General features: G+C 62.9%; 15 protein-coding genes and 1 pseudogene. 5 read left to right on the plus strand and 11 right to left on the minus strand.

All coding sequences use genetic code 11. The annotated features are described in order from the left end of the window. Positions 1–109: 109 nt before the first annotated feature. Complete coding sequence (locus tag ACR30Z_RS03195) at positions 110–745, plus strand: DUF2461 domain-containing protein (protein ID WP_434371184.1); 636 nt, start codon at positions 110–112, stop codon at positions 743–745. Positions 746–880: 135 nt separating this feature from the next. Here the strand turns inward: ACR30Z_RS03195 and ACR30Z_RS03200 are convergent, their stop codons facing one another. The 6 genes from ACR30Z_RS03200 to ACR30Z_RS03225 form a co-directional block, all read right to left on the minus strand. Then, complete coding sequence (locus tag ACR30Z_RS03200; protein WP_144648684.1) at positions 881–2,434, minus strand: APC family permease; 1,554 nt, start codon at positions 2,432–2,434, stop codon at positions 881–883. 166 nt (positions 2,435–2,600) lie between these two features. Beyond that, positions 2,601–3,017, minus strand: coding sequence for a DUF779 domain-containing protein (locus ACR30Z_RS03205; RefSeq protein WP_434371185.1), 417 nt, complete (start codon positions 3,015–3,017; stop codon positions 2,601–2,603). 11 nt (positions 3,018–3,028) lie between these two features. Next, on the minus strand, positions 3,029–4,051 hold the full coding sequence (adhP, locus tag ACR30Z_RS03210) for an alcohol dehydrogenase AdhP (protein ID WP_208759945.1): 1,023 nt from the start codon (positions 4,049–4,051) through the stop codon (positions 3,029–3,031). A 95-nt stretch (positions 4,052–4,146) separates the two neighbouring features. Continuing rightward, positions 4,147–5,670 carry an acetaldehyde dehydrogenase ExaC gene (gene exaC / locus ACR30Z_RS03215; RefSeq protein ID WP_144648686.1) on the minus strand — a complete coding sequence of 508 codons (1,524 nt, stop codon included), beginning with the start codon at positions 5,668–5,670 and terminating at the stop codon, positions 4,147–4,149. 96 nt (positions 5,671–5,766) lie between these two features. Next, positions 5,767–7,116, minus strand: a complete 1,350-nt coding sequence (locus ACR30Z_RS03220) for a GAF domain-containing protein (RefSeq protein ID WP_434371186.1) — start codon at positions 7,114–7,116, stop codon at positions 5,767–5,769. Between the two features lie 145 nt (positions 7,117–7,261). After that, positions 7,262–8,701, minus strand: coding sequence for an FAD-dependent oxidoreductase (locus tag ACR30Z_RS03225; protein ID WP_434371187.1), 1,440 nt, complete (start codon positions 8,699–8,701; stop codon positions 7,262–7,264). Positions 8,702–8,819: 118 nt separating this feature from the next. Here ACR30Z_RS03225 and rarD point away from each other — a divergent pair, with 118 nt between their 5' ends. Beyond that, positions 8,820–9,890 carry an EamA family transporter RarD gene (gene rarD / locus ACR30Z_RS03230; RefSeq protein ID WP_434371188.1) on the plus strand — a complete coding sequence of 357 codons (1,071 nt, stop codon included), beginning with the start codon at positions 8,820–8,822 and terminating at the stop codon, positions 9,888–9,890. A 132-nt stretch (positions 9,891–10,022) separates the two neighbouring features. Then, positions 10,023–11,016: pseudogene (locus tag ACR30Z_RS03235) on the plus strand (IS481 family transposase). On the opposite strand, the gene ACR30Z_RS03240 reads toward ACR30Z_RS03235, so the two are convergent. Genes ACR30Z_RS03240 through ACR30Z_RS03260 form a run of 5 tightly spaced genes read right to left on the minus strand, consistent with a single transcriptional unit; the run spans position 11,013 to position 18,006 of the window. Then, on the minus strand, positions 11,013–12,323 hold the full coding sequence (locus ACR30Z_RS03240) for an alpha-L-fucosidase (protein ID WP_434371189.1): 1,311 nt from the start codon (positions 12,321–12,323) through the stop codon (positions 11,013–11,015). The pseudogene ACR30Z_RS03235 and the gene ACR30Z_RS03240 overlap by 4 nt on opposite strands. A 50-nt stretch (positions 12,324–12,373) precedes the next feature. Further along, positions 12,374–14,323: a DUF2264 domain-containing protein gene (locus ACR30Z_RS03245; protein ID WP_434371190.1), complete on the minus strand. Its 1,950-nt coding sequence runs from the start codon at positions 14,321–14,323 to the stop codon at positions 12,374–12,376. A gap of 45 nt (positions 14,324–14,368) precedes the next feature. Continuing rightward, positions 14,369–16,018 carry an extracellular solute-binding protein gene (locus tag ACR30Z_RS03250; protein WP_434371191.1) on the minus strand — a complete coding sequence of 550 codons (1,650 nt, stop codon included), beginning with the start codon at positions 16,016–16,018 and terminating at the stop codon, positions 14,369–14,371. A 31-nt stretch (positions 16,019–16,049) separates the two neighbouring features. Continuing rightward, complete coding sequence (locus ACR30Z_RS03255) at positions 16,050–16,979, minus strand: carbohydrate ABC transporter permease (protein ID WP_144648693.1); 930 nt, start codon at positions 16,977–16,979, stop codon at positions 16,050–16,052. Further along, entirely contained in the window at positions 16,963–18,006 is a 1,044-nt protein-coding gene (locus ACR30Z_RS03260; protein ID WP_434371192.1) for an ABC transporter permease, read from the minus strand. Before ACR30Z_RS03260 ends, ACR30Z_RS03255 begins: the two co-directional genes overlap by 17 nt. 259 nt (positions 18,007–18,265) lie before the next feature. Between ACR30Z_RS03260 and ACR30Z_RS03265 the strand changes: the two genes are divergently transcribed. Together ACR30Z_RS03265 and ACR30Z_RS03270 are read left to right on the plus strand one after the other, a co-directional pair. Further along, a complete protein-coding gene (locus ACR30Z_RS03265) occupies positions 18,266–19,291 on the plus strand; it encodes a hydroxyacid dehydrogenase (protein ID WP_434371193.1) in 1,026 nt (341 codons plus the stop codon). Beyond that, the gene (locus ACR30Z_RS03270) at positions 19,291–20,385 is read left to right on the plus strand and encodes a LacI family DNA-binding transcriptional regulator (RefSeq protein WP_144648695.1); all 1,095 of its coding nucleotides are present in this window, start codon (positions 19,291–19,293) and stop codon (positions 20,383–20,385) included. The genes ACR30Z_RS03265 and ACR30Z_RS03270 overlap by 1 nt, the downstream gene beginning before the upstream one ends. The last annotated feature ends 25 nt before the right edge of the window (positions 20,386–20,410 follow it).

Raw genomic sequence — 20,410 nt, forward strand, 5'->3', positions numbered from 1 at the left:
TGGCAGAACACCCCGCTGCGGATTCTCCGCGGCGGGGTGTTCTTTTTGTTTTCCACATAGGGTCGTACACCTATGGCTGGGCAGATATTCAGGTCCATAGGATCCTTCCATGGACACATTCAAAGGCATTCAGGCAGCCGCGTTCCGCTTTTACGAAGATCTTGAGGAGAACAACAACCGCGAGTGGTGGCTGGAGCATAAAGCAACATACGACGCCGAAGTCAGGGAGCCGCTCACCGCCCTCCTCTCAGAGCTGGAACCACAATTCGGGCCGGCAAAAATCTTCCGTCCCAACAGGGACATCCGATTCTCCCAGGACAAATCACCGTACAAGACCGCCCAAGGCGCCTTCGCTGCCACACAGGAGGGCGTGGGCTTCTACATCCAGATCAGCGCGGACACATTGCTGATCGGTGGCGGGTACCATTCCCACACTCCGGCCCAACTGGCACGATTCCGGGCCGCCGTTGATGCCCCCTCGAGTGGGGAGCAACTGCAGAGGATTGTTGATGCCGTGGCTGCAGCGGGCTTCGCCATCGAGGGCGAGAAACTGAAGACGGTCCCCCGGGGGTTCGACAAAGACCATCCCCGGGCTGAGCTCCTCAAGCACAAATCTTTGTCAGCGGGCGTTGAGGTGGGCCAGCCGGATTGGCTGTCCAGCGCGGCGGCCAAGGACGAGATCGCTGCCCGCTGGGAGGAACTGAGGCCGCTGGTGGAGTGGGTAAGTGAGCATGCGTCGCCCTGACGGCGTGGGGGGGGTGAACGGGGGTGCTGGAGCAGGCGCTGGCCCGATCAGACAAAAGCGCCCGGAAACCGATGGGTTCCCGGGCGCCTCATGGCTGTTTTGACGCAGCTGTCTGACAAGCAGTTGCTGCAGGCGTTAGACCTTCGTGTAGCTGTCTTCGTCCTCGTCGCCCTCGGCTTTACGGCTTTCAGGAGCACCGTTGACCGAGGCCTTGGCTGCGGCGAACTTCTCGTTGAGCCGTGAGTGGCGCTGCCCGTAGGAGAAGTAGATGACCATGCCGATGACCAGCCAGATCGCGAAGAAGATCCAGGTTTCCACGGCGAGGTTGGTCATGAGGTAGAAGCACAGGACCGCGGAGATCCAGGGAACCACCTTGCCGAAGGGCACCCGGAAGGCAGGCTTGAGGTCCGGGCGCTTCTTGCGCAGCACCAGGATGCCCAGGCTCACCATTACGAACGCGGAGAGCGTTCCGATGTTGATCATTTCCTCGAGCAGATCCACCTTGGTCACCCCGGCAACCACGGCCACTGCGGCACCGCAGATGATTTGCAGTCGGGCCGGAGTGGAGCGCTTCTCGCTGGTCTTGGAGAGCGAACGCGGCAGCAGTCCGTCTCGGCTCATCGCCAGGACCACACGGGACAGCCCCATGAGGAGCACCATGATGACCGTGGTCAGGCCAACCAGGGAGCCGAAGGCAATAACCTTCGCTGCATCCGTATTGCCCACGGCTTCGAAGGCCGTGGTCAGGGTGGGGTTCTTCACCTCGGCCAGTTGCGTGTAAGACACCATTCCGGTCAGTGCCAGGGAGACCAGGATATAGAGCAGGGTAACCAGGGCCAGGCCACCGAAGATACCGCGCGGAAGGGTCTTCTGCGGGTTCTTGACCTCTTCGGCGGAGGTTGCCACCACGTCGAAGCCGATGAAGGCGAAGAACACCAGTGCAGCACCAGCGAAGACGCCGAGGGTTCCGTACTGCGCCGGGGCAGCACCGGTCAGGAAGCCGAAGAACGACTGCTTCATGACATCAGCAGCACCGGAGTCGGTGGGCTCGGAGGCAGGAATGAAGGGGGTGTAATTGGAGAACTTCACGTAGCTGAAGCCAACAACAATCACGAACAGCACCACGCCGATCTTGATCAGAGTGAAGACATTGCCAACGCGGGCGGACAACTTTGTCCCCAGCACCAGCAGCACGGTGAAGATCGCGACGATCAGGAAGGCGCCCCAGTAGAGGTCGATGCCGAAGACACTGACCGATGGCGGCATCTCCACGCCCATCAAGCCAAAGACCGTGCTGAGGTAGATGCCCCAGTACTTGGCAATCACGGCCGCGGCGGTGAAAAGTTCAAGGATAAGGTTCCAGCCGATGATCCACGCGAGGACCTCGCCCATGGTGGCGTAGGTGAACACGTAGGCTGAGCCAGCCACGGGGATTGCCGTGGCGAATTCTGCGTAGCACATGATGGCCAGCGCACACGTGACAGCGGCGATGGCGAAGGAAATGGTGACGGCGGGGCCGGCAAAGTTTGCGGCAGCCTTGGCGCCTACCGAGAAGATCCCGGCGCCGACGGCAACGGCGACGCCCATGATCATGAGATCCCAGGTGCTCAGGCTGCGCTTGAGCTTGCGACCGGGTTCGTCGGCATCAGCGATCGACTGCTCGATCGACTTGGTCCTGAAAATGTTCATAAAAATGCCACATTCTGGATGGGAGTGGTATAGGACTCATCAAGAATAGTGTCCGGCCAATGGACGGCCATATTTATCCCAGATAGTGAGACGCCTACCGAATTCGCGTGACAGGTGTGACTGGTGTGATGAAGGCCCGTAACCCCCATCACACCAGCCACCCACCCTAAATGCTTGGCACGTCCCAGTCCATGAGCGTTGATCGGATCAGGAATCGCTTCCCTTCGGGAGACTCAACGGAGAACCCACTGCCTCGGCCCGGAACCACATCCACGGTGAGGTGGGTGTGGGACCAGTAGTTGAATTGCTCCTTGGACATCCAGAACTCCAGTGGCTTGGCATTTCCATCGTGCCCGAGGTCGAACCGTCCAAGGAGAACGTCGGAGTCTCCTGTCAGGAACTCCCCCGCCGGGTAGCACATGGGCGCCGAGCCGTCGCAGCAGCCGCCCGATTGGTGGAACATCAGGGGGCCATGCTGCTCCCAGAGTTTGAGGAGCAGTTCCACGGACGCTCCGGTGAGCGCCACTCGGGAGAAGTCCTCCCCGGGCAACGTCACCGAAGCTTCCAGGATGTCCTGGGACATGTTGGGAATCATCAGAACTTCAGAACCACTCGGCCGTCGATCTTGGCGTGCTTCATCTCGTCCAACACCGCGTTGACCTCCGAGAGTTCCCGGGTGGAGACCGTTGGCTTGATCTTTCCCTGGGCGTAGAACTCCAGTGCTTCTTCCAGATCCTGCCTGGTGCCCACGATCGACCCTCTGACCGTGAGTCCCTTGAGTACGATCTCGAAGATCGGCGCCGGGAAATCTCCCGGAGGCAACCCATTGAAGACGATCGTTCCACCGCGTCGAGCCATGCCGATTGCCTGGCCGAAAGCCGAGGGGTGCACGGCAGTGACCAGCACGCCGTGGCAACCACCTGTTTCCCGCTGGATGACCTCGGCTGGATCCTCGTGCAAGGCGTTGACCGTCAGTTCGGCCCCGTGTTCCTTGGCCAATGCGAGTTTGTCGTCGGCGATGTCCACTGCTGCCACCCGCAGACCCATGGCCACGGCGTACTGGACGGCGATGTGCCCCAGGCCGCCAATGCCAGAGATGGTGACCCACTGCCCCGGCCGGGCCTCGGTCATCTTCAGTCCCTTGTAGACCGTGACGCCGGCACAGAGCACCGGAGCAACCTCCACAGGATCCGAACCTTCCGGGATGCGTGCGGCGAAGCGCGTGTCTACCAGCATGTATTCGCCGAAGGACCCATCAACGCTGTAACCGCCGTTCTGCTGGGACTCACACAGGGTTTCCCAGCCGGTGCGGCAGTACTGGCAATCACCGCAGGCCGACCACAGCCAGGCATTTCCTACGAGGTCGCCAACTGCAACATCAGTGACGCCCTCACCGAGGGCCACTACTTCACCCACTCCCTCATGGCCGGGAATGAACGGTGGCGTCGGCTTGACCGGCCAGTCGCCTTCAGCAGCGTGCAGGTCGGTATGGCATACCCCCGACGTGATGAGGCGGACCAGCGCCTGGCCGGGACCCGGCGTCGGCCTTTCCACTTCCTTGACCGTGAGGTCGGCTCCGAATTCCGTGACTACTGCTGCTTGCATGGTGGTGGACATTGACGATCTCCTTTGATCTGTACGAATGATGGGAGTTTTTGTACAGCTGATGCCCCTAAGTCCGCTCTATAAGGGCATCTGCTGTACAAAAACTCTTAGAAGAAGCCGAGCTTGTTCTCGTTGTAGCTGACCAGGAGGTTCTTGGTCTGCTGGTAGTGGTCCAGCATCATGGCGTGGTTCTCACGGCCAATACCTGAGGACTTGTAGCCACCGAAGGCGGCACCTGCCGGGTAGGCGTGGTAGTTGTTGACCCACACGCGACCGGCCTGGATTTCCCGGCCGGCGCGGTAGGCGACATTTCCGTTGCGCGACCAGACTCCGGCGCCAAGTCCGTACAGCGTGTCGTTGGCAAGGCCAATGGCGTCGTTGTAGTCGCTGAACTTGGTCACGGACACCACCGGTCCGAAGATTTCCTCCTGGAAGATCCGCATCCGGTTGTGGCCTTCGAAGATGGTGGGCTGCACGTAGTAGCCGCCGGCCAGGTCTCCGGAGAGCTCGGCCCGGGCACCGCCGGTGAGCACCTTGGCACCCTCCTGCTTTCCGATGTCGATGTACGACAGGATCTTCTCCAATTGGTCGTTGGAGGCCTGGGCACCCACCTGGGTATCCGTGTCCAACGGGTTGCCCTGGATGATCTTGTTGGTGCGGGCCACGACGTCGGTCATGAAGGAGTCGTAAATCCCTTCCTGCACCAGCGCACGGGACGGGCAGGTGCAGACTTCGCCTTGGTTGAAGGCAAAGAGCGTGAACCCTTCCTGGGCTTTGTCGTAGAAGGCATCGTTCTGGGCGGCGACGTCGTCGAAGAAGATGTTGGGGCTCTTGCCGCCAAGTTCCAACGTGACGGGAATGAGGTTGTTGGAGGCGTACTGGCTGATCAGCCGGCCGGTGGTGGTCTCACCCGTGAAGGCGATCTTGCGGATGCGGGAACTGGAAGCAAGGGGTTTGCCGGCTTCAACGCCGAAGCCGTTGACCACGTTCACCACGCCTGCCGGAAGGAGGTCGCCGATGAGTTCCATCAGGACAAGGATGGAGGTGGGCGTCTGCTCAGCCGGCTTCAGGACCACGGCGTTGCCGGCGGCGAGCGCCGGGGCCAGCTTCCATACGGCCATGAGGATGGGAAAGTTCCACGGGATGATCTGGCCCACCACGCCCAGTGGCTCCTTGAAGTGGTAGGCCGTGGTGTCTTCGTCCAGCTGGGAGAGGTGTCCTTCCTGGGCGCGGACGGCGGAGGCGAAGTAGCGGAAGTGGTCAGCGGCCAACGGGATATCTGCGTTCAGGGTCTCGCGGACGGGCTTGCCATTGTCCCAGGTCTCCGCCACTGCGAGGAGCTCCAGGTTGGCGTCAATCCTGTCGGCGATCTTGTTGAGGATGGCTGCGCGCTCGGTGGCGGAGGTCTTGCCCCAGGACGGGGCAACCTTGTGGGCGGCGTCGAGGGCCAGTTCGATGTCCTCGGAGGTGCCACGGGCGACTTCGCAGAAGGCCTTGCCCGTCACCGGTGTGATGTTCTCGAAGTAGGCACCCTTGACTGGGGCAACCCACTCGCCGCCGATCCAGTTCTCGTAGCGGTCCTTGAAAGTGACCTTCGAACCCTCGGCACCCGGCTGTGCGTAAACAGTCATTGCTAGCTCCTTTGCTGCGAATCACGGTGGCTGTCGCCATTGCTTCGAGCGTAGGAGCGGGGAGGTTGCAGCTACGTTGCAACCATGTGATTCAGCTCACGCGGTGAGCTCGGTATCGATCCGCTCAAGATCGGCCACGACGGCGGCCCGCTTGGGTGAGCGCGGCGGCAGCAGCTTCAACACGGCAAGGCGGAGGTCGACGTCGTACTTCGCCTCAGGCAGCTCCGCGTACTTGAGCAGCGAATCGACGCTGCCGTCGCTGAGCAGCGCTTCGCGCAGCAGGTGCGAGACCCGCTCGCGCAACTGCACGACGCCGGGTGCCTCCGAGCGAGGGAGGACGGCACCCTTGTAGATTTCCAGGGCAATGCGGTGGGCACCGCGCTGCAGGCAGCTAAGCACCTGGCCGGAATCGGGAAGCAACTCCACAGGGAGGCGGTACGGACGCGACTCCGGAACCGCGCCGGGGCTGAGCTCGTGGAGGACCTTGCGAAGCCGTACCATCTCGGCCCGGAGGGTCACTGAGGACCCGTCTCCCGGATAGAGCTGGATGCACAGGTCTTCGGCGCTCAGCCCGTCCGGGTGGCTGCCGAGGATGGCCAGGATTTCGCTGTGCCGCGCGGACAGGGAAACCGTCCGGCCGTCGATGCTGAGCAGGGCTTGGTCGCGTCCCAAAAGCTGAAGGCTGTTCCTATACAGCGCCTGGTTGGTCGTTGCTGCGGGACTCCGACGGCGGGGCTTTTCCCGCACCGCTGCCGCGAGCTGCAGGCGTTCGATCCGCAATTGGGCCTGTGCTGCCGCCACTGTCGCCTCCACCAAGGAAAGGGTGTGCGGCGCTACGGCAGTTTCCGTGCCGGTGATGTCCACGACCCCCAGCACGGCGCCTGAATCGGGATCGTGGAAGGGCACAGCGGTACAGCTCCACGGATGGACCGACCGCTTGAAGTGTTCAGCGCCTGAGATTTGGATGCTGCGGTCAAGGGCCAAGGCGGTACCGGGTGCGCTGGTGCCCACGGAGGCTTCGGACCAGTCGGCGCCGGCCACGAACATCATGCCTTCTGCCCGCCGCTGCATCACAGGATCGCCGTCCACCCACAGAAGCCGGCCAACGTCGTCGCCCACCGCCACGAGGAGTCCGCTGTCATGGCTGGGCTGGACCAGCAGTTTCTTGATGACCGGCATGATCGCAGCCAAGGGGTGCCTCCGGCGGTACTCCTCGAGCTCGTCGTGGTCCATCGCGAGCGGCGCCTCGGCGACGTCCGGGTTGGCCTGCAAACTTGCCGAGCGCTGCCAGGACTCGCGGACCAGGCGGCGGAGGCCGGAAATCTCCTCGCCCTCCGGTACCCCGAAGCGCAAGGAGTCCAGGCGTTCATGGCTGGCCAGGGCACGCTTCTGGAGGAGTTCCGCGGCATCGCTGCCTGGAACGGGCGGATGGATTGGATTCCTCATCGAACTCCCTGACATTCTGTGCGTTGGGCCGCGCGCGGTGGGCAGCACAGTACGAGAGAGTCTAATTCGCCAGATGGAGTTTTTGTACAGCTGATGACCCTAAAGCGTCCGAATAGGGGCATGAGGTGTACAAAAACTCCAAGGGTCAGCCGCGGGAGATCTGGATCATTTCTTCGCGCGGAACAACCTTGATGCGCTCGCGGACCACACCGTTGCCGTTTCCTTCGCCGGCGGACCACGAGGCACCCAGGGAAGCTTCGTGGGCATCGAGCCGGTTCCAGCCCTCCCAGGTGGTGTACTCCACCCCTCGTTCTTCGAGGAGGTTGATGATGGCCTGCGGGTCCGGGTTCTCGGCTGGCGGCAGGGTGAGCCGGTCTTCAAGGAGGAAGCCGATGGTCTCCAGGGCATCGCCCTTGGTGTGGCCGATCAGTCCTACCGGTCCACGCTTGATCCAGCCGGTGGCGTAGATACCCGGCACGTGGTTGCCGTCGGCATCCAGGACGCGGCCGCCGTCGTTCGGGATGACGCCGCGGCGGGAATCGTACTCCAGTTCTTCCAACGGCGAACCGTGGTAGCCGATGGCGCGGTACACGGACTGGACCGGGTATTCGATGAACTCGCCGGTGCCCTTGACGTTGCCTGTGCCGTCCAACTGCATGCGCTCGAACTTGATCCCTGACACCTTGCCGGGCGTTTCCGGCGAATCCAGGATCTCCACCGGGCTGTGCAGGAAGTGCAGGTGCAGGCGGCGCGAGGACGGTTGCTCGGACTCCGCGTGCTCTTCCACCAGCCAGTTGGTCATGGTGTTGACCATGGTTTTGATCTGGTTGTTGGTCTTGATGGCTTCATCCGATGCATCGTCGAACTCGAAGTCTTCCGGGTACAGCACGATGTCCACGTCCTTGCAGTGGGACAGTTCGCGCAGCTCCAAGGGAGTGAATTTCACTTGGGCAGGACCGCGCCGCCCGAACACATGGACATCGGTGACAGGGGATTTCTTGAGTCCGGCGTAAACGTTGTCCGGGATCTCCGTGACCAGCAGTTCCTCGGGGTGCTTGACCAGCATGCGGGCCACGTCCAGGGCCACGTTGCCATTGCCGATCACTGCGATTTCCTTGGCCTCCAGGGGCCAGTCCCGGGGAACGTCGGGGTGTCCGTCGTACCAGGAAACAAAGTCGGCGCCACCGAAGGAACCGTCCAGCTCGATACCCGGGATCTTGAGGTCCGCGTCCTTGATGGCACCGGTGGAGAAGATCACGGCGTCGTAGAACGCGCGGAAATCATGCAAGGTCAGGTCCTTGCCGTAGGTGACGTTGCCCAGGAAGCGGATGTCGCCGCGGTCCAGCACCTTGTGCAGTGCATTGACGATCCCCTTGATGCGGGGGTGATCGGGCGCCACGCCGTAGCGGATCAAACCGTAGGGCGCCGGGTAGGCCTCAAAGAGGTCGATGCTGACCTCGACGTCCCCATCCTTGACCTCATTGGATTTAGTCAGGATGTCCGCGGCGTAAACGCCGGCCGGGCCTGCGCCCACAATGGCGACACGAAGCGGACGTTTGGGGGTGGTTGCGGCTGAGTTGGACACCGTGAGCCCTTCCGAAAGCAGTAAGCCACGCCGTTGTAGGGGCGCGCAGATTTCAATTCTAGATGTCGACCTTACGCGCGGCCGCTTATATGGCAGGAGTCACAGAAATTCGCAAAGATTGCGGAATATTGCGCGCCGGCATGGTGTTGGCGACAATGTGTCGACTCCGGATCAGATCATCTCAAGCTCTTCTTCAAACCAGCCCACGACGGCGCCAGCCCGGGGCGGCGGTCAAGGCACCGGCGGTTCCGCCAAACCGGTGAGGAGCGAGTCGACGGCGGGGATCCTGTTCGGCATCGGCGCTTACGGCCTGTGGGGGCTGCTTCCGCTGTACTTCTTCGTCCTGATGCCGGCCAGTGCCATCGAGATCGTGGCCAACCGGATCGTGTGGTCCTTGCTCTTCTGTGCCCTGCTGATCACCATCACCCGTGCATGGAAGACGTTCTGGACCGCGGTGAAGGATCGTTCTGTGTTCGGTCCCCTTGCCTTGGCTGCGGGACTGATCGCCATCAACTGGCTGACCTACACCTTTGGTGTCACCACGGGCCATGCCGTTGAGACGTCCTTGGGCTACTTCATCAACCCCTTGGTCTCCGTGCTCCTGGGCGTTTTCGTCCTGAAGGAGAAGCTGCGTCCCCTGCAGTGGGCAGCTGTGGGCATTGGCTTCGTCGCGGTGGGCGTGCTGACGTTTTCCTACGGTCAGCTACCCTGGATCGCTTTGATCCTGGCCTTCAGCTTCGGCCTGTATGGCTTCGTGAAGAAGCGCGTAGGACCAAAAGTGGACGCGCTCACCAGCCTGAGCGTCGAGACCGTGGTCTTGGCTCCCCTTGCCGGCATCACCATGGTGGTCCTGGGCGTCACAGGCGCCCAGACTCTCACCACCCTGGGCGCCGGCCACTTCTGGCTGCTGGTGGCTTCCGGTGTCATCACTGCCGTGCCGCTGCTCTTCTTCGGCGCTTCGGCCCGTCGCCTGCCCATGACCACCATCGGTCTGCTGCAGTACTTCGCCCCGGTCCTTCAGTTCATTGTGGCGCTGACGGTGTTCAACGAGACCATGACGACGGCCCGCTGGATCGGCTTCTGCGTGGTGTGGCTGGCGCTGATCCTGCTGACCATCGACATGCTTCGCACCACCAGGAAGAACTCGGTGCTGAAAAAGAAAGCGCGGCTGGCAGCTGCCGGAGCTTAGCTAGTTGTACTGCCCAGGGACGTTGGTTGGGTGAATGTGATGACTCGCTGGAGTCGTTGACTCATGGGTGAGGACCTCCGGTTGCACAGTGGAGTTGCTTAGACAACCGCTGAGGCGACCAGGAGGTCCTCAATGTCCCACGCTAATGCTGCATTGACTCCACGCCAACGTTTACGCGTTGCGCGTTTGATCGTTGACCATGGCTGGCCGGTTACTCGGGCCGCCGAGCAGTTCAATTGCTCCTGGCCGACGGCCAAACGGTGGGCCGAGCGCTACGCTGCGATGGGAGAGGTGGGCATGGCCGATAGGTCTTCGCGCCCTCACCGGGTAGCGAACAGGACCCCGCAACAGCTTGTACGCAAGGTCGTGCACCTGCGTTGGAAGCAGCGGCTGGGGCCTGTCGCGATCGGAGCGAAGCTGGCTATGCCGGCATCGACGGTTCACGCCGTTCTGGTCCGGTGCCGGCTGAACCGTCTGCATCATGTGGACAAGCGCACCGGGGAAGTCATCCGCCGCTACGAGCACGACAAGCCCGGAGCGATGATCCATGTCGACGTGAAGAAACTCGGCAACATCCCCGACGGTGGCGGTTGGCGCTACGTCGGCCGCCAGCAAGGGAAACGGAACCGGGCTGCGACACCGTCAAAGGCCGCAGAGCAGCCACCGTAATCCGCTGATCGGTACCGCTTATGTCCACACGGTCATCGACGACCACTCCCGGGTCGCATATGCCGAAATCCACAGCGATGAAACCGCAGCTACCGCAGTCGGAGTGCTCAATCGGGCTGTGTCCTGGTTTGCCGCCCGCGGCGTCACCGTCGAGAGAGTCCTCTCCGACAACGGATCAGCCTACAAGTCCCACCTCTGGCGAGACACTTGCCGGGAGCTGAACATCAAGGCAAAGAAAACCCGGCCGTACCGCCCGCAGACCAACGGAAAGATCGAACGCTTCCACCGCACACTCGCCGACGGGTGGGCCTTCAAGCGCTTCTACGCCACGGAATCAGCCCGCAGAAACGCGCTCCCCGCATGGCTGCACCACTACAATCACCACAGGCCCCACACCGCAATCGGAGGCCGCCCGCCCATCAGCCGCTTAACTAACCTGCCTGGGCAGTACAGCTAGTCCAGCACGTCCGGGTTGGGTTCCTTTTCGGAAGCAGGATGGGCAAGGGCACTGGTTTCGACGGTGAAGACGCGTGGTCCGGCATTCGAGGCACCCCCCAATTCCACCTCGAATACAGAGTCGGCCAGCCCCTTGAACGGATACTCACCTGAGCCCAACAACCGCAGGCCCACGAGTTCCAGGCCTGTGGGCAGTTCCAAACGGATCCGCCCGGATGCGGGCGCACGTGTCACTACCGCGAACACCTTTCCCGTGCTGCTTTCCCGGGTGAAATACCCCCACCCCGGATAGTCCCAGCCCTCGGCGTAGCCGCACCCGTAGATTGCTTCGCCGTTGACCGCGAGCCATTCCCCCACGGTGCGCGCTATCTCCACCTCTGCAGGGGCCATGGAGCCGTCGCCTCGGGGGCCGAAGTTCAGCAGGAAGTTGCCGCCCAAGGACGTGCAGTGGGCAATCATGTCCACCACATCCCACGGATGCTTGAGCGTCGACTGCGCCCACGAGCCTTGGTGGTATCCCCAGCTGGCCTGCGGAATGGTCATGCACGCTTCCCAGTCGCGGGCAGTCACGCTGCGGTCCCACGGCTCCGGCAGCCTCCGCTCGTAACCGCTTTCGTAGTCGCCCATCAGCAAGCCGTTGGAGTCCACGTGCCTGGCTCCAAGGTCGTCCGCCCGCAAGCGGCTGTTGACCACCACGCCGGGAAGACGTTCTTTCAACATCCGTTCGACCTCCCAGGTCCACCACCCGTTGGCCTTCACGGATTCGTCCCACGTGCCGTCGAACCAGAACCCCTTCACGCTCGGATAGCGTTCGGCCAGTTCTTCCAACTGTTTCATCGCGAAGTCGAGGTAGCGGGCGAAAGCCAGGTTGTCGGCGTCGTTCTCCAGCGTGAAGCGCCAGTCCGGGTGCCTCCAGTCCAGCACCGAGTAGTAGAAGTTGAAGTCAATCCCCCGGGCTTCATACGCCGCCACCAGTTCGCCCAGGACATCGCGACCGGAAGGGGTGTTGCCCATGTGGAAGTCCGTGTGGGCGCTCGGCCACAGGCAGAAACCATCGTGGTGTTTGGTAGTGATGGTCATGTAGCGGGCACCCAGCGCCACGGCTGTGTCCGCCCACCGCTCGGCGTCGAAATCCGCCAGCGTGAAATCGTTGGCGAGCGCCTCCCAGCGTTGCTGCGGAACCTTTGCCACCCGCGGCAGGAACTCCGCCGCGAACTCCACGTCTTTGCCTTCCCAGCGACCAGCCGGCAGGGCGTAAAGACCCCAGTGAATGAACTGCCCCACGCGATGGCCGCGGAATCGCTGCATCGCAGCATCCTCACGAGGTTTTTCCCGCGACGCCCCGTAGTTGAGTTCCATTACTTTCCCACCTGCCCGTCCCACGGAACAAACGTCCGCAGGTCAAAAGTCTGCGAAGTGCCGCTGGCCCACGACACGGAAACTTCGGTACCGGAAACCACGACGGCGGCAGCCGCCTGGAGCGCGTCGGGCACCAGAGCCTGTCCCCGGGTCAGCGTGTGGAGGGCAACGTGGACGGTTTCCTCACTGTTGCGCTCCGCACCAAGGCTCGGGACTGCTGAGTGCTTGCCCATGGCGTTGGCATCCGTATACCGCGTGGTCCGCGGCTCTTCCCAGCCGTGCACCGCCGTCACAGCGGCGTAGACATCACCGTTGCCGGCCCACGCGGTGTTGTCCGTCGTTCCAACGTCCACCGGTGTGGCGCCGGCTACAGCATGGCCACCCTCCCGGACGGAATACTCCACCGGGCCACGGACCAAATGGCAGCGAAGTTCGTGGATGCCGTCCACCACCGAAACTGTAGTGACGGCCGTGCCGGGCAAGGTCTTCCCGTACAACTGCGGGATATGGACGGAACCACTGACGAGGCCGTCCGTGCGGGTGGCGCGGAGGGCACAGCGCCGGCTCGCCACGCCGTCGGACCCCAGCAACGCGAGGTGACCATCCACGTTGTCCTCCCACGCAACTCCTGTACCCGGCGCTGTATGGGTGGAATAGGAGAACTTGGCGTAGTGCGGATCATCAGGATCCGTGCCGCCGCCCACGGGCAGGCCGCAATGGTCGCTGCCGTGGTTGGTGAGACGAACCAAGCCGCCATCGCTGATCACAGTCCAACCAGCATCAGGCAAGGCCCGAACTGCGGCCGGGCCATCGGTAGGCTGCGGCTCTTCAACGTCCTGCCATACACTGTGCTCCGGCGGCAGCGCCAAACCCAGGAAGCCGATGCCTGCCAGATACGGTGAACCGAACCCGCTGTACGCTTGGCAGGAGCCCAGGTGTTCGTCATACCAACCCAAGTTCGGCGGCCCATCAACGCCAATGCCCTTCGCGGTGAAGTTGGCCAGGACCCCGGACGCCAGTCGACGTGTGGCACCCGGCGTCAACGGGTTCACGCCAGAGATCTCGGCACACCACAAAGCGGCCAGGACCGCGGTGCGGTACGCCAGGGATCGCCCGACATGCAGCACTGCCCCATCACTGGCGAACATCAGGCTCTGCGTACCCACGAATTCGCGCAAGCGCTGCAGATGACGGCGACCCTCAGGGGTGTCCTCGCGGCCCGTCATCGCGTACCAAGCCCACAAATAGGGGTGGATGGCCCACGCGTTGTAATAGTCGATGGCGTGCTCCGGCCCGTCCGTGTACCAGCCGTCGCCCAGGTACCAGGACTCCACCCGGGCCACATTCCGCGCACCCGTGCAGCCTGACACGTCCTCGCCCACCGAACGCAGGAAACCCTCCGCCATCGCCGGGAAAAGCTGCCAGTTATTGCCCCACACCTCGAGCCGGGCATGGTGCCGCAACCAGCCGGCAACCTGCTTCTTCTCCCCCGCATCCAAGGGCTCCCACAGCCACTCCTTGGCAATGTGGAGCGCGAAAGCAATGTTCGCGGCCTCCACAATCGAGTTGGTCACCCCCAGCAACGGAGACTTGCACGTGACACCCAACGGCCAACGCTCCGCCCCCTCAGGATCGGTTCCGGCCAGCAACGCCTCCCGGTACCAGGCCGCCAAGCCCAAGCGTTCCTGGCCACGGGCACCGGCAATACGCGGCGCCGCCATCAGCAGGCTTCGGCCTATGGTCTCCATGCCCTCCCGGCGCTCGCCGTCACGCGTCACCGGGCCCGGCAGGCGTGGGCTGGCCTTGAGCGGGCTGGAGTAGGCACGGATGTGTCCGAGCCAGTGATCGGCGGTGTTCTCCCAGTGGTCTCGCGTCCAACCCGTGAGCGGGGACAGGATGGGGTCGGGTTTTGGGAGCCAGGGCTGGGTTGCTGGCAGTGGCTGTGTCACGGTGTTGAATCCTTGGGCTTGTGCAGACTGGGTTAGGGGGACCGGCTACTTTGCCAGCGCTGACTCGTATTCGCCGCGGATGGTGTCGCCACCATTCTTCTTCCAGTCCGCGACGGCGCTCTTGAGTGCGTCCATGGTGCCACGGCCGGCGATGACTGCGGTCGCGGCGTCGGAGACGGGTTGGCCCAGCTTGGCGCCCTTACTGGCATTGGTGGGGCTGAACAGCGTGCCGCAGGGATCTTCCACACCCAAAGGGATGAGTTTTGAGTAGGCATTGTGCATGATGTCCACAATGTCCTTGTTGCTGGGGTCGTAGACCACTTGCTGCGGCGCCGCGAGGTATTTCCACGGGACAGCGTTATCCAACAGGGCCCGGTCAGTGACCACGGGGTTTCCGTTGGCATCCAAGGTGTAGTCCGCGCCCTCAGCCCCGTAGTTCAGCAGCAGGTACTCCTCGCTGCCAAATGGTGCCGCCAGGAAGTTGGCCACCGCCAGGACTTCCTTGAGCTTGGCTTCGTCCGCCTTCTTCAGCATCACGGTGCCGAACGTGATGTTGTCCAACCAGGTCTGCGCCTTGCCGCCGTCGTGGCCCACCGGAATGAACGGCACGGCTTTGTTGGCCTTGTTCGCCGCGGGAATGCTGCGGCCGTACCCGGTGGGTCCGATGTAGGCCGGGAGTCCGTCATAGATCATGGCCACTTTGCCGGAGATGAAGGAGTTCACCATCTGCGACTTCGTCCAGCCCTCGGAGCCGGGAACGTACAAACCGTCCTTGTACAGCTTGGCTGCGAACTCGATCGCAGCCATGTATTCGTCCGTCTCGAACGCCCTGGTCAGTTTGCCGCCGTCGTTCTTCCAGACGTTCGGTGTGCGGAACATGTGGTGCAGCATGGTGAGCCCAAACTTGGTGCTGCCCAACGCCCACTGGTTCTTGGAGGGGTTGGTGAGTTCCTTGGCCACCCGGTAGAAGTCGTCCTTGTCCTTGATGTCTTCCGTGGACTTGAGGCCAACGTTCTCCAGCAGCGTCTGGTTCACGAAGCCGGACCCACCGGTGAGGTTGCGCGGAATGGGCAGCGAGTACAGCTTGCCGGCCTGGACGGTCTGCTTCCAGAACACCTCCGGAATGGCCGCCAGGTTGGGATAGTCCTTGATTTTGTCGCCACCCAGCAACGGAGTCAGGTCCGCACATTTGGCCTGCAGGAACTCCACGATGTTGGGCACTGCGGCGCCGTCGTTGAGCATGAGGTCCGGAAGCTCGCCGCCGGCGATGATGGTGTTGAACTTGGTGGCGTAGTCGTCCGAGGAGACCGAGGTGATGTCCACCTGCCCGCCCAGACGGGCTTCGATGGCCTGCCATGCAGGGTTGTCCGCCCGCGCATTGGGGGCGGTGCCGAACAAGTTGGTGATAGCCGTGATCTTGCCTCCCTTCAGCGGTGCTGTCTGCACGCTGCGGAACGGCGCGGGGTACTTGTAGAACGCCGACGGCACGCCTTGGGCGGTACCGGGGATGTCGGCGGCGGCTGCCTGGAGGGGCATGTGCGTGGGCAACAAGGCTTCGCTGGCGTTCGAGGCAACACTGGTGGTGCGCTGTCCGCAGCCTGCCAGGGCTCCGCCGCTGAAGAGAGCCAGCGCACCGATGCCTGCTACGGAGAGGAAGTTCCGGCGGCTGGGGCCGGCAGAGGGTACTGCGTTCATGGGTCTTCCCTTTCAAGAGTGGAGAGTTTGACTAGCCTTTGATGGCGCCGGTGAGGACGCCCTTGGTGAAGTACCGCTGGAGGAACGGGAACACAATCACAATGGGGATCAGGGAAATCACGACGACGGCCATCTGGATCGCCTGCGACGGCACCGCGATCTCGGCTACTGCGGAGTCGCCCATGGGCTGGCCGAGCAACACGTATTGCCGCAGGATCATGGACAGCGGCCACTTGTCATCGTTCAGGTAGAGCATGGCGTTGAAGAACGCGTTCCAGTAGCCCACTGCGTAGAACAGTCCGACGACGGCCAGCACGCCTCGCGAGAGCGGCAGCACCATCTGGACCAGGATGCGGAAGTCTCCCGCGCCGTCGATCTTCGCGGCCTCGAACAGTTCCTGCGGGAGGTTCATGAAGAAGGACCGGACCACCACCAGGTTGAAGGCACTCATCAAGGTGGGCAGGACCAGCGCCGCGTAGCTGTCCAGCAGTCCGAGTTCCTTGACCATGAGGAAGCTGGGGATGATGCCGGGGCTGAAAAGCATGGTGAAGAGGGCTGTCATGAGGAAGAAGCGCCCGCCGACCAGGTCACGCCGCGTGAGGCCGTAGGCCATGGCCACCGTGACCACCAGGGAGAGGGCCGTGCCCACGGTGGTGATAAGGAGCGAGCGGATCAAAGCATCGGTCACGACGCCGCCGGCGAAGATGGTCTGGTAGGCAGCGAACGTGGGCTCTTTGGGGAAGAGGACCAAGCCGTTGTTGTTGGCGATCTCGCTTTGGCTGGAGAGGCTCGTAGCCAAGACGGCCAGCAGCGGGTACAGGGCAAGGAAGCAGATGATCACCAGGGCGATGGCTTTGGAAACCTGGATGGCGGGCTTCGGCTTCTCCATCCAGATGGGGCGGGTGTCCTTGGACTTCAGGCGGCCCAGGCCGGCCACCAGCGTGCTACTTGGATTTGCCATTGGAATAGACACCTTCCTGTCCAAAGAGATGGGCGAGTTTGTTGGCACCGAGCACCAGGATCAGGCCCACGATGCCCTTTACCAGGCCCACGGCCGCCGCAGGACCCCATTGGCCGTCCTGGATACCGTGGAAATAGACGTAGGTATCCAGCACTTCTCCGGCGCCGGGGCCCACGTTGTCTCGCTGGAGGACAATCTGTTCGAAGCCGACGGACAGGATGCTGCCCAGGTTGAGGATGAGGAGCAGGATGATCACCGGCATGATTCCGGGGAGGGTGATGTGCCACAGCCTGTGGCGTGCATTCGCTCCATCCACGGCCGCGGCTTCGTAGAGTTCCTGGTCCACGTTCATCAGGGCTGCCAGGAAGATGATGGTCCCCCATCCTGCGTCCTTCCAGATGGACTGGATGGTGACCAGGAACGGGAAGAACTCGGGAGTGGTCATGGCGTCGAAGCGCGGAAGGCCCAGGCTCTCCAGCAGGTGCGGGACAGCGCCGGTGGCACCGAGGACTTCGGAGAAGACTGCCACGATGATCACCCAGCCGATGAAGTGCGGCAGGTAGACCACGCTCTGGACGAACTTCCTGATCCTGTTGGACACGATGCTGTTCAACAGCAAGGCCAGGCAGATGGGAACCGGGAAGAACAGGGCCAATTGGAGCCCCGTGATCACCAAGGTGTTGCGGAGTGCTTCCCAGAAGGCGCCGTCCTGGAACATTGCCGCAAAGTTGTCCAGGCCCACCCAGACGCTGTCCACGAAACCGAGGTACGGCTTGTAGTCGAGGAAAGCGATGATGTTGCCGGCAAGCGGGACGTAGTGGAACACCACGAAGTATAAGAAGCCCGGCGCGATCAGCAGCAACATCACTTTGTCGCGGCGGATCCGGGCCATGAGGCTCTTCTTGCGGCCCTGCCCTGCGGCGGGTTCCGCCGGTGGGCGGCCCCGACGGCGGCCTTCCGCCACCGGCGCCAGCCCGCCGACGTCGGGCGTCGCCTGGGGCGTGAGTGTCTGGCTGTTGCTGCTCATGTATTTCCTCTGTCTGCGCCGAAGCCGGCGGATGTGGAGTGGCCCGGCGTTTGGGGAACGCTCAGTGGCTAGAAATAGTAAGCGTTTACTATGGAGAACAAGCTACCCAGTAGAAATGTGTGATGTCAATAACATGCACAAATCCTTACATCCACTGGATATTCGGGATTGACAGCCTTTCAATCGCACACTTAGGCTGACTCTCGATAGCAAGCGCTTTCTATAGTTTTCTACCACCACGACCGGACGGAAACCTGCAGTGACCACCAATTTCCAGCACGCCGGCTCCATCAAGGCTGCGTTCGTGATGGGCCGCAGCAATTTGCCCACCCTGTTCAGCACCGAGGACCTCGCCCGGCTCCGTGGAATCGTCACCCTGCTGGATCCCGAACCCGTTGCTGACTTCTCCGCCCATGGCGCGTTCGAACTCCTCAGGGACGCAGAGCTCCTCATAACCGGCTGGGGCGCTCCCACCATCGACGCCCTTGTCCTGGACCGCTTGCCCCGGTTGCGCTGCATCGTCCACGCGGCAGGCACCGTGAAAACTTTCCTGTCCCCGGAGGTCTACTCACGGGGAATCCAGGTTTCATCGTCGGCTGCGGCCAATGCCGTGCCGGTCGCCGAGTTCACCTTCGCCGCGATCGTCATGGGCCTCAAGAGGGCCCGCAGGTTCAGCGAACAGCTCCGCCTCACCGGGGCGTCACGCAATGCTGCCGGCTTCCCCACCATCGGAACCAACGGCGTCACTATCGGCTTGGTGGGTGCCTCCCGCGTCGGACGCCTGGTGATCGGCCTGCTGAAGAACCTCGACGCGCGGGTACTGGTCTACGATCCCTACCTCACCGCCGTCGAGGCTTTGGAACTGGGCGTTGAAGCTGTTGGCCTGGACCAACTGTGCGCACTGTCCGACGTCGTGAGCGTCCACGCACCGGACATCGCAGAAACGAGGGGCCTCATCGGGGCACGGCAGCTTGGCCTCATGAAGGACGGAACGCTGGTCATCAACACCGCCCGGGGTGCGTTGATCGACGCCGCAGCCCTGACGGCGGAACTCGTGTCGGGGCGGCTGGACGCGTATCTTGACGTCACGGATCCAGAACCGCTCCCTGCCGGTTCGGTCCTGCACACTCTGCCCAATGTAGTGCTGACTCCCCATATCGCGGGGGCTATGGGCAACGAGATCCACCGTTTGGGCAGCCACGCCGTGATGGAAGTTCGACGATTGAGCGAGGGCTTGCCCTTGGCTTATCCGGTATTGGCCGCGGATCTTGCGAGAATCGCCTAGTGACTGAGAAAAGCTCCCCCACAGATCCGATCCATGCCCGCGGCGGCAGCGGCGCCACCATTGCCGACGTCGCACAGGCGGCAGGCGTGTCCGTGGCCACCGTTTCCAGGGCCCTGAGCGGCAACTACCCGGTGGCCAAAGCCACGCGCGAGCGCATCTTCCGATCCGTGACGGACCTCGGTTACGTGGCCAACGCGCACGCGCGGGCCCTGGCCGGCGCCACCACCCGCACGGTCGGAATCATCATCAACGATGTCGCCGATCCCTTCTTCGCCTACATCGCCCGTGGCGTGGAGCGGCAGGCGAGCGCCGAAGGGCGCCTGTGCCTCATCACCGCCACCCATGGTGACAAGGAACGTGAACTCGCGCTGGTGGACCTCATGCGCGAGCAACGGACCGATGCCGTGATTGTGGTGGGCGGAGCGTCGGACGACCCCCGTTACCGGAAGCAGATGGCCGACCGTGCCCGGGCGCTTGCTGCGGCAGGATCCTCGCTGGTCCTGTGCGGCAGGCCGTCCCTGGGCCCGGATGTTCCCACCAAAATGGTCACTTATGACAACGAAGGAGGCGCCTTCGCCATCACCGACTACCTCATCTCGCAGGGACACCGCAGGATCCTATACGTCGGTGGCCCCCGTGATTTTTCGACGACGGCGTCACGCCTGGCCGGTTTCTATCGGGCCTTGGACGCGCGCGGGATTGAGCGCGATCCCGCCTTGGTCCACGAAGGCGCCTTTGGCCGCGGTTTCGGGTACAGCCGCATGCGCGAACTGCTGGACCAGGATCTGGGTTTCACGGCCGTCTTTGGAGCCAACGACCTCGTGGCCGCCGGCATCCTGGAGGCGCTCGAGGAACGCGGCATCAGGGTCCCCCAGGACATGTCGGTGGTTGGCTACGACGACGTTCCCGTGGCCAGCGAGCTGCGCCCACGGCTCACCACCGTTCGGGTTCCGCTCGAAGAACTGGGGCGCGAAGCCGTGCGTTTGGCGCTGGCCCAGTCACCGCACGACGCCGGGGCCTCCTCTGACAACACCCTCACCGTCGGTACCCACATCGTCATCCGGGACTCGGTTTCGCCTCCCAAGCAGTCCTGAGCAGTTTTGTTCACTTCTGTTGAGG

This window comes from Paenarthrobacter sp. FR1, from assembly GCF_051106045.1.
GTDB classification, from domain to species: Bacteria; Actinomycetota; Actinomycetes; order Actinomycetales; family Micrococcaceae; genus Arthrobacter; species Arthrobacter nitroguajacolicus_A.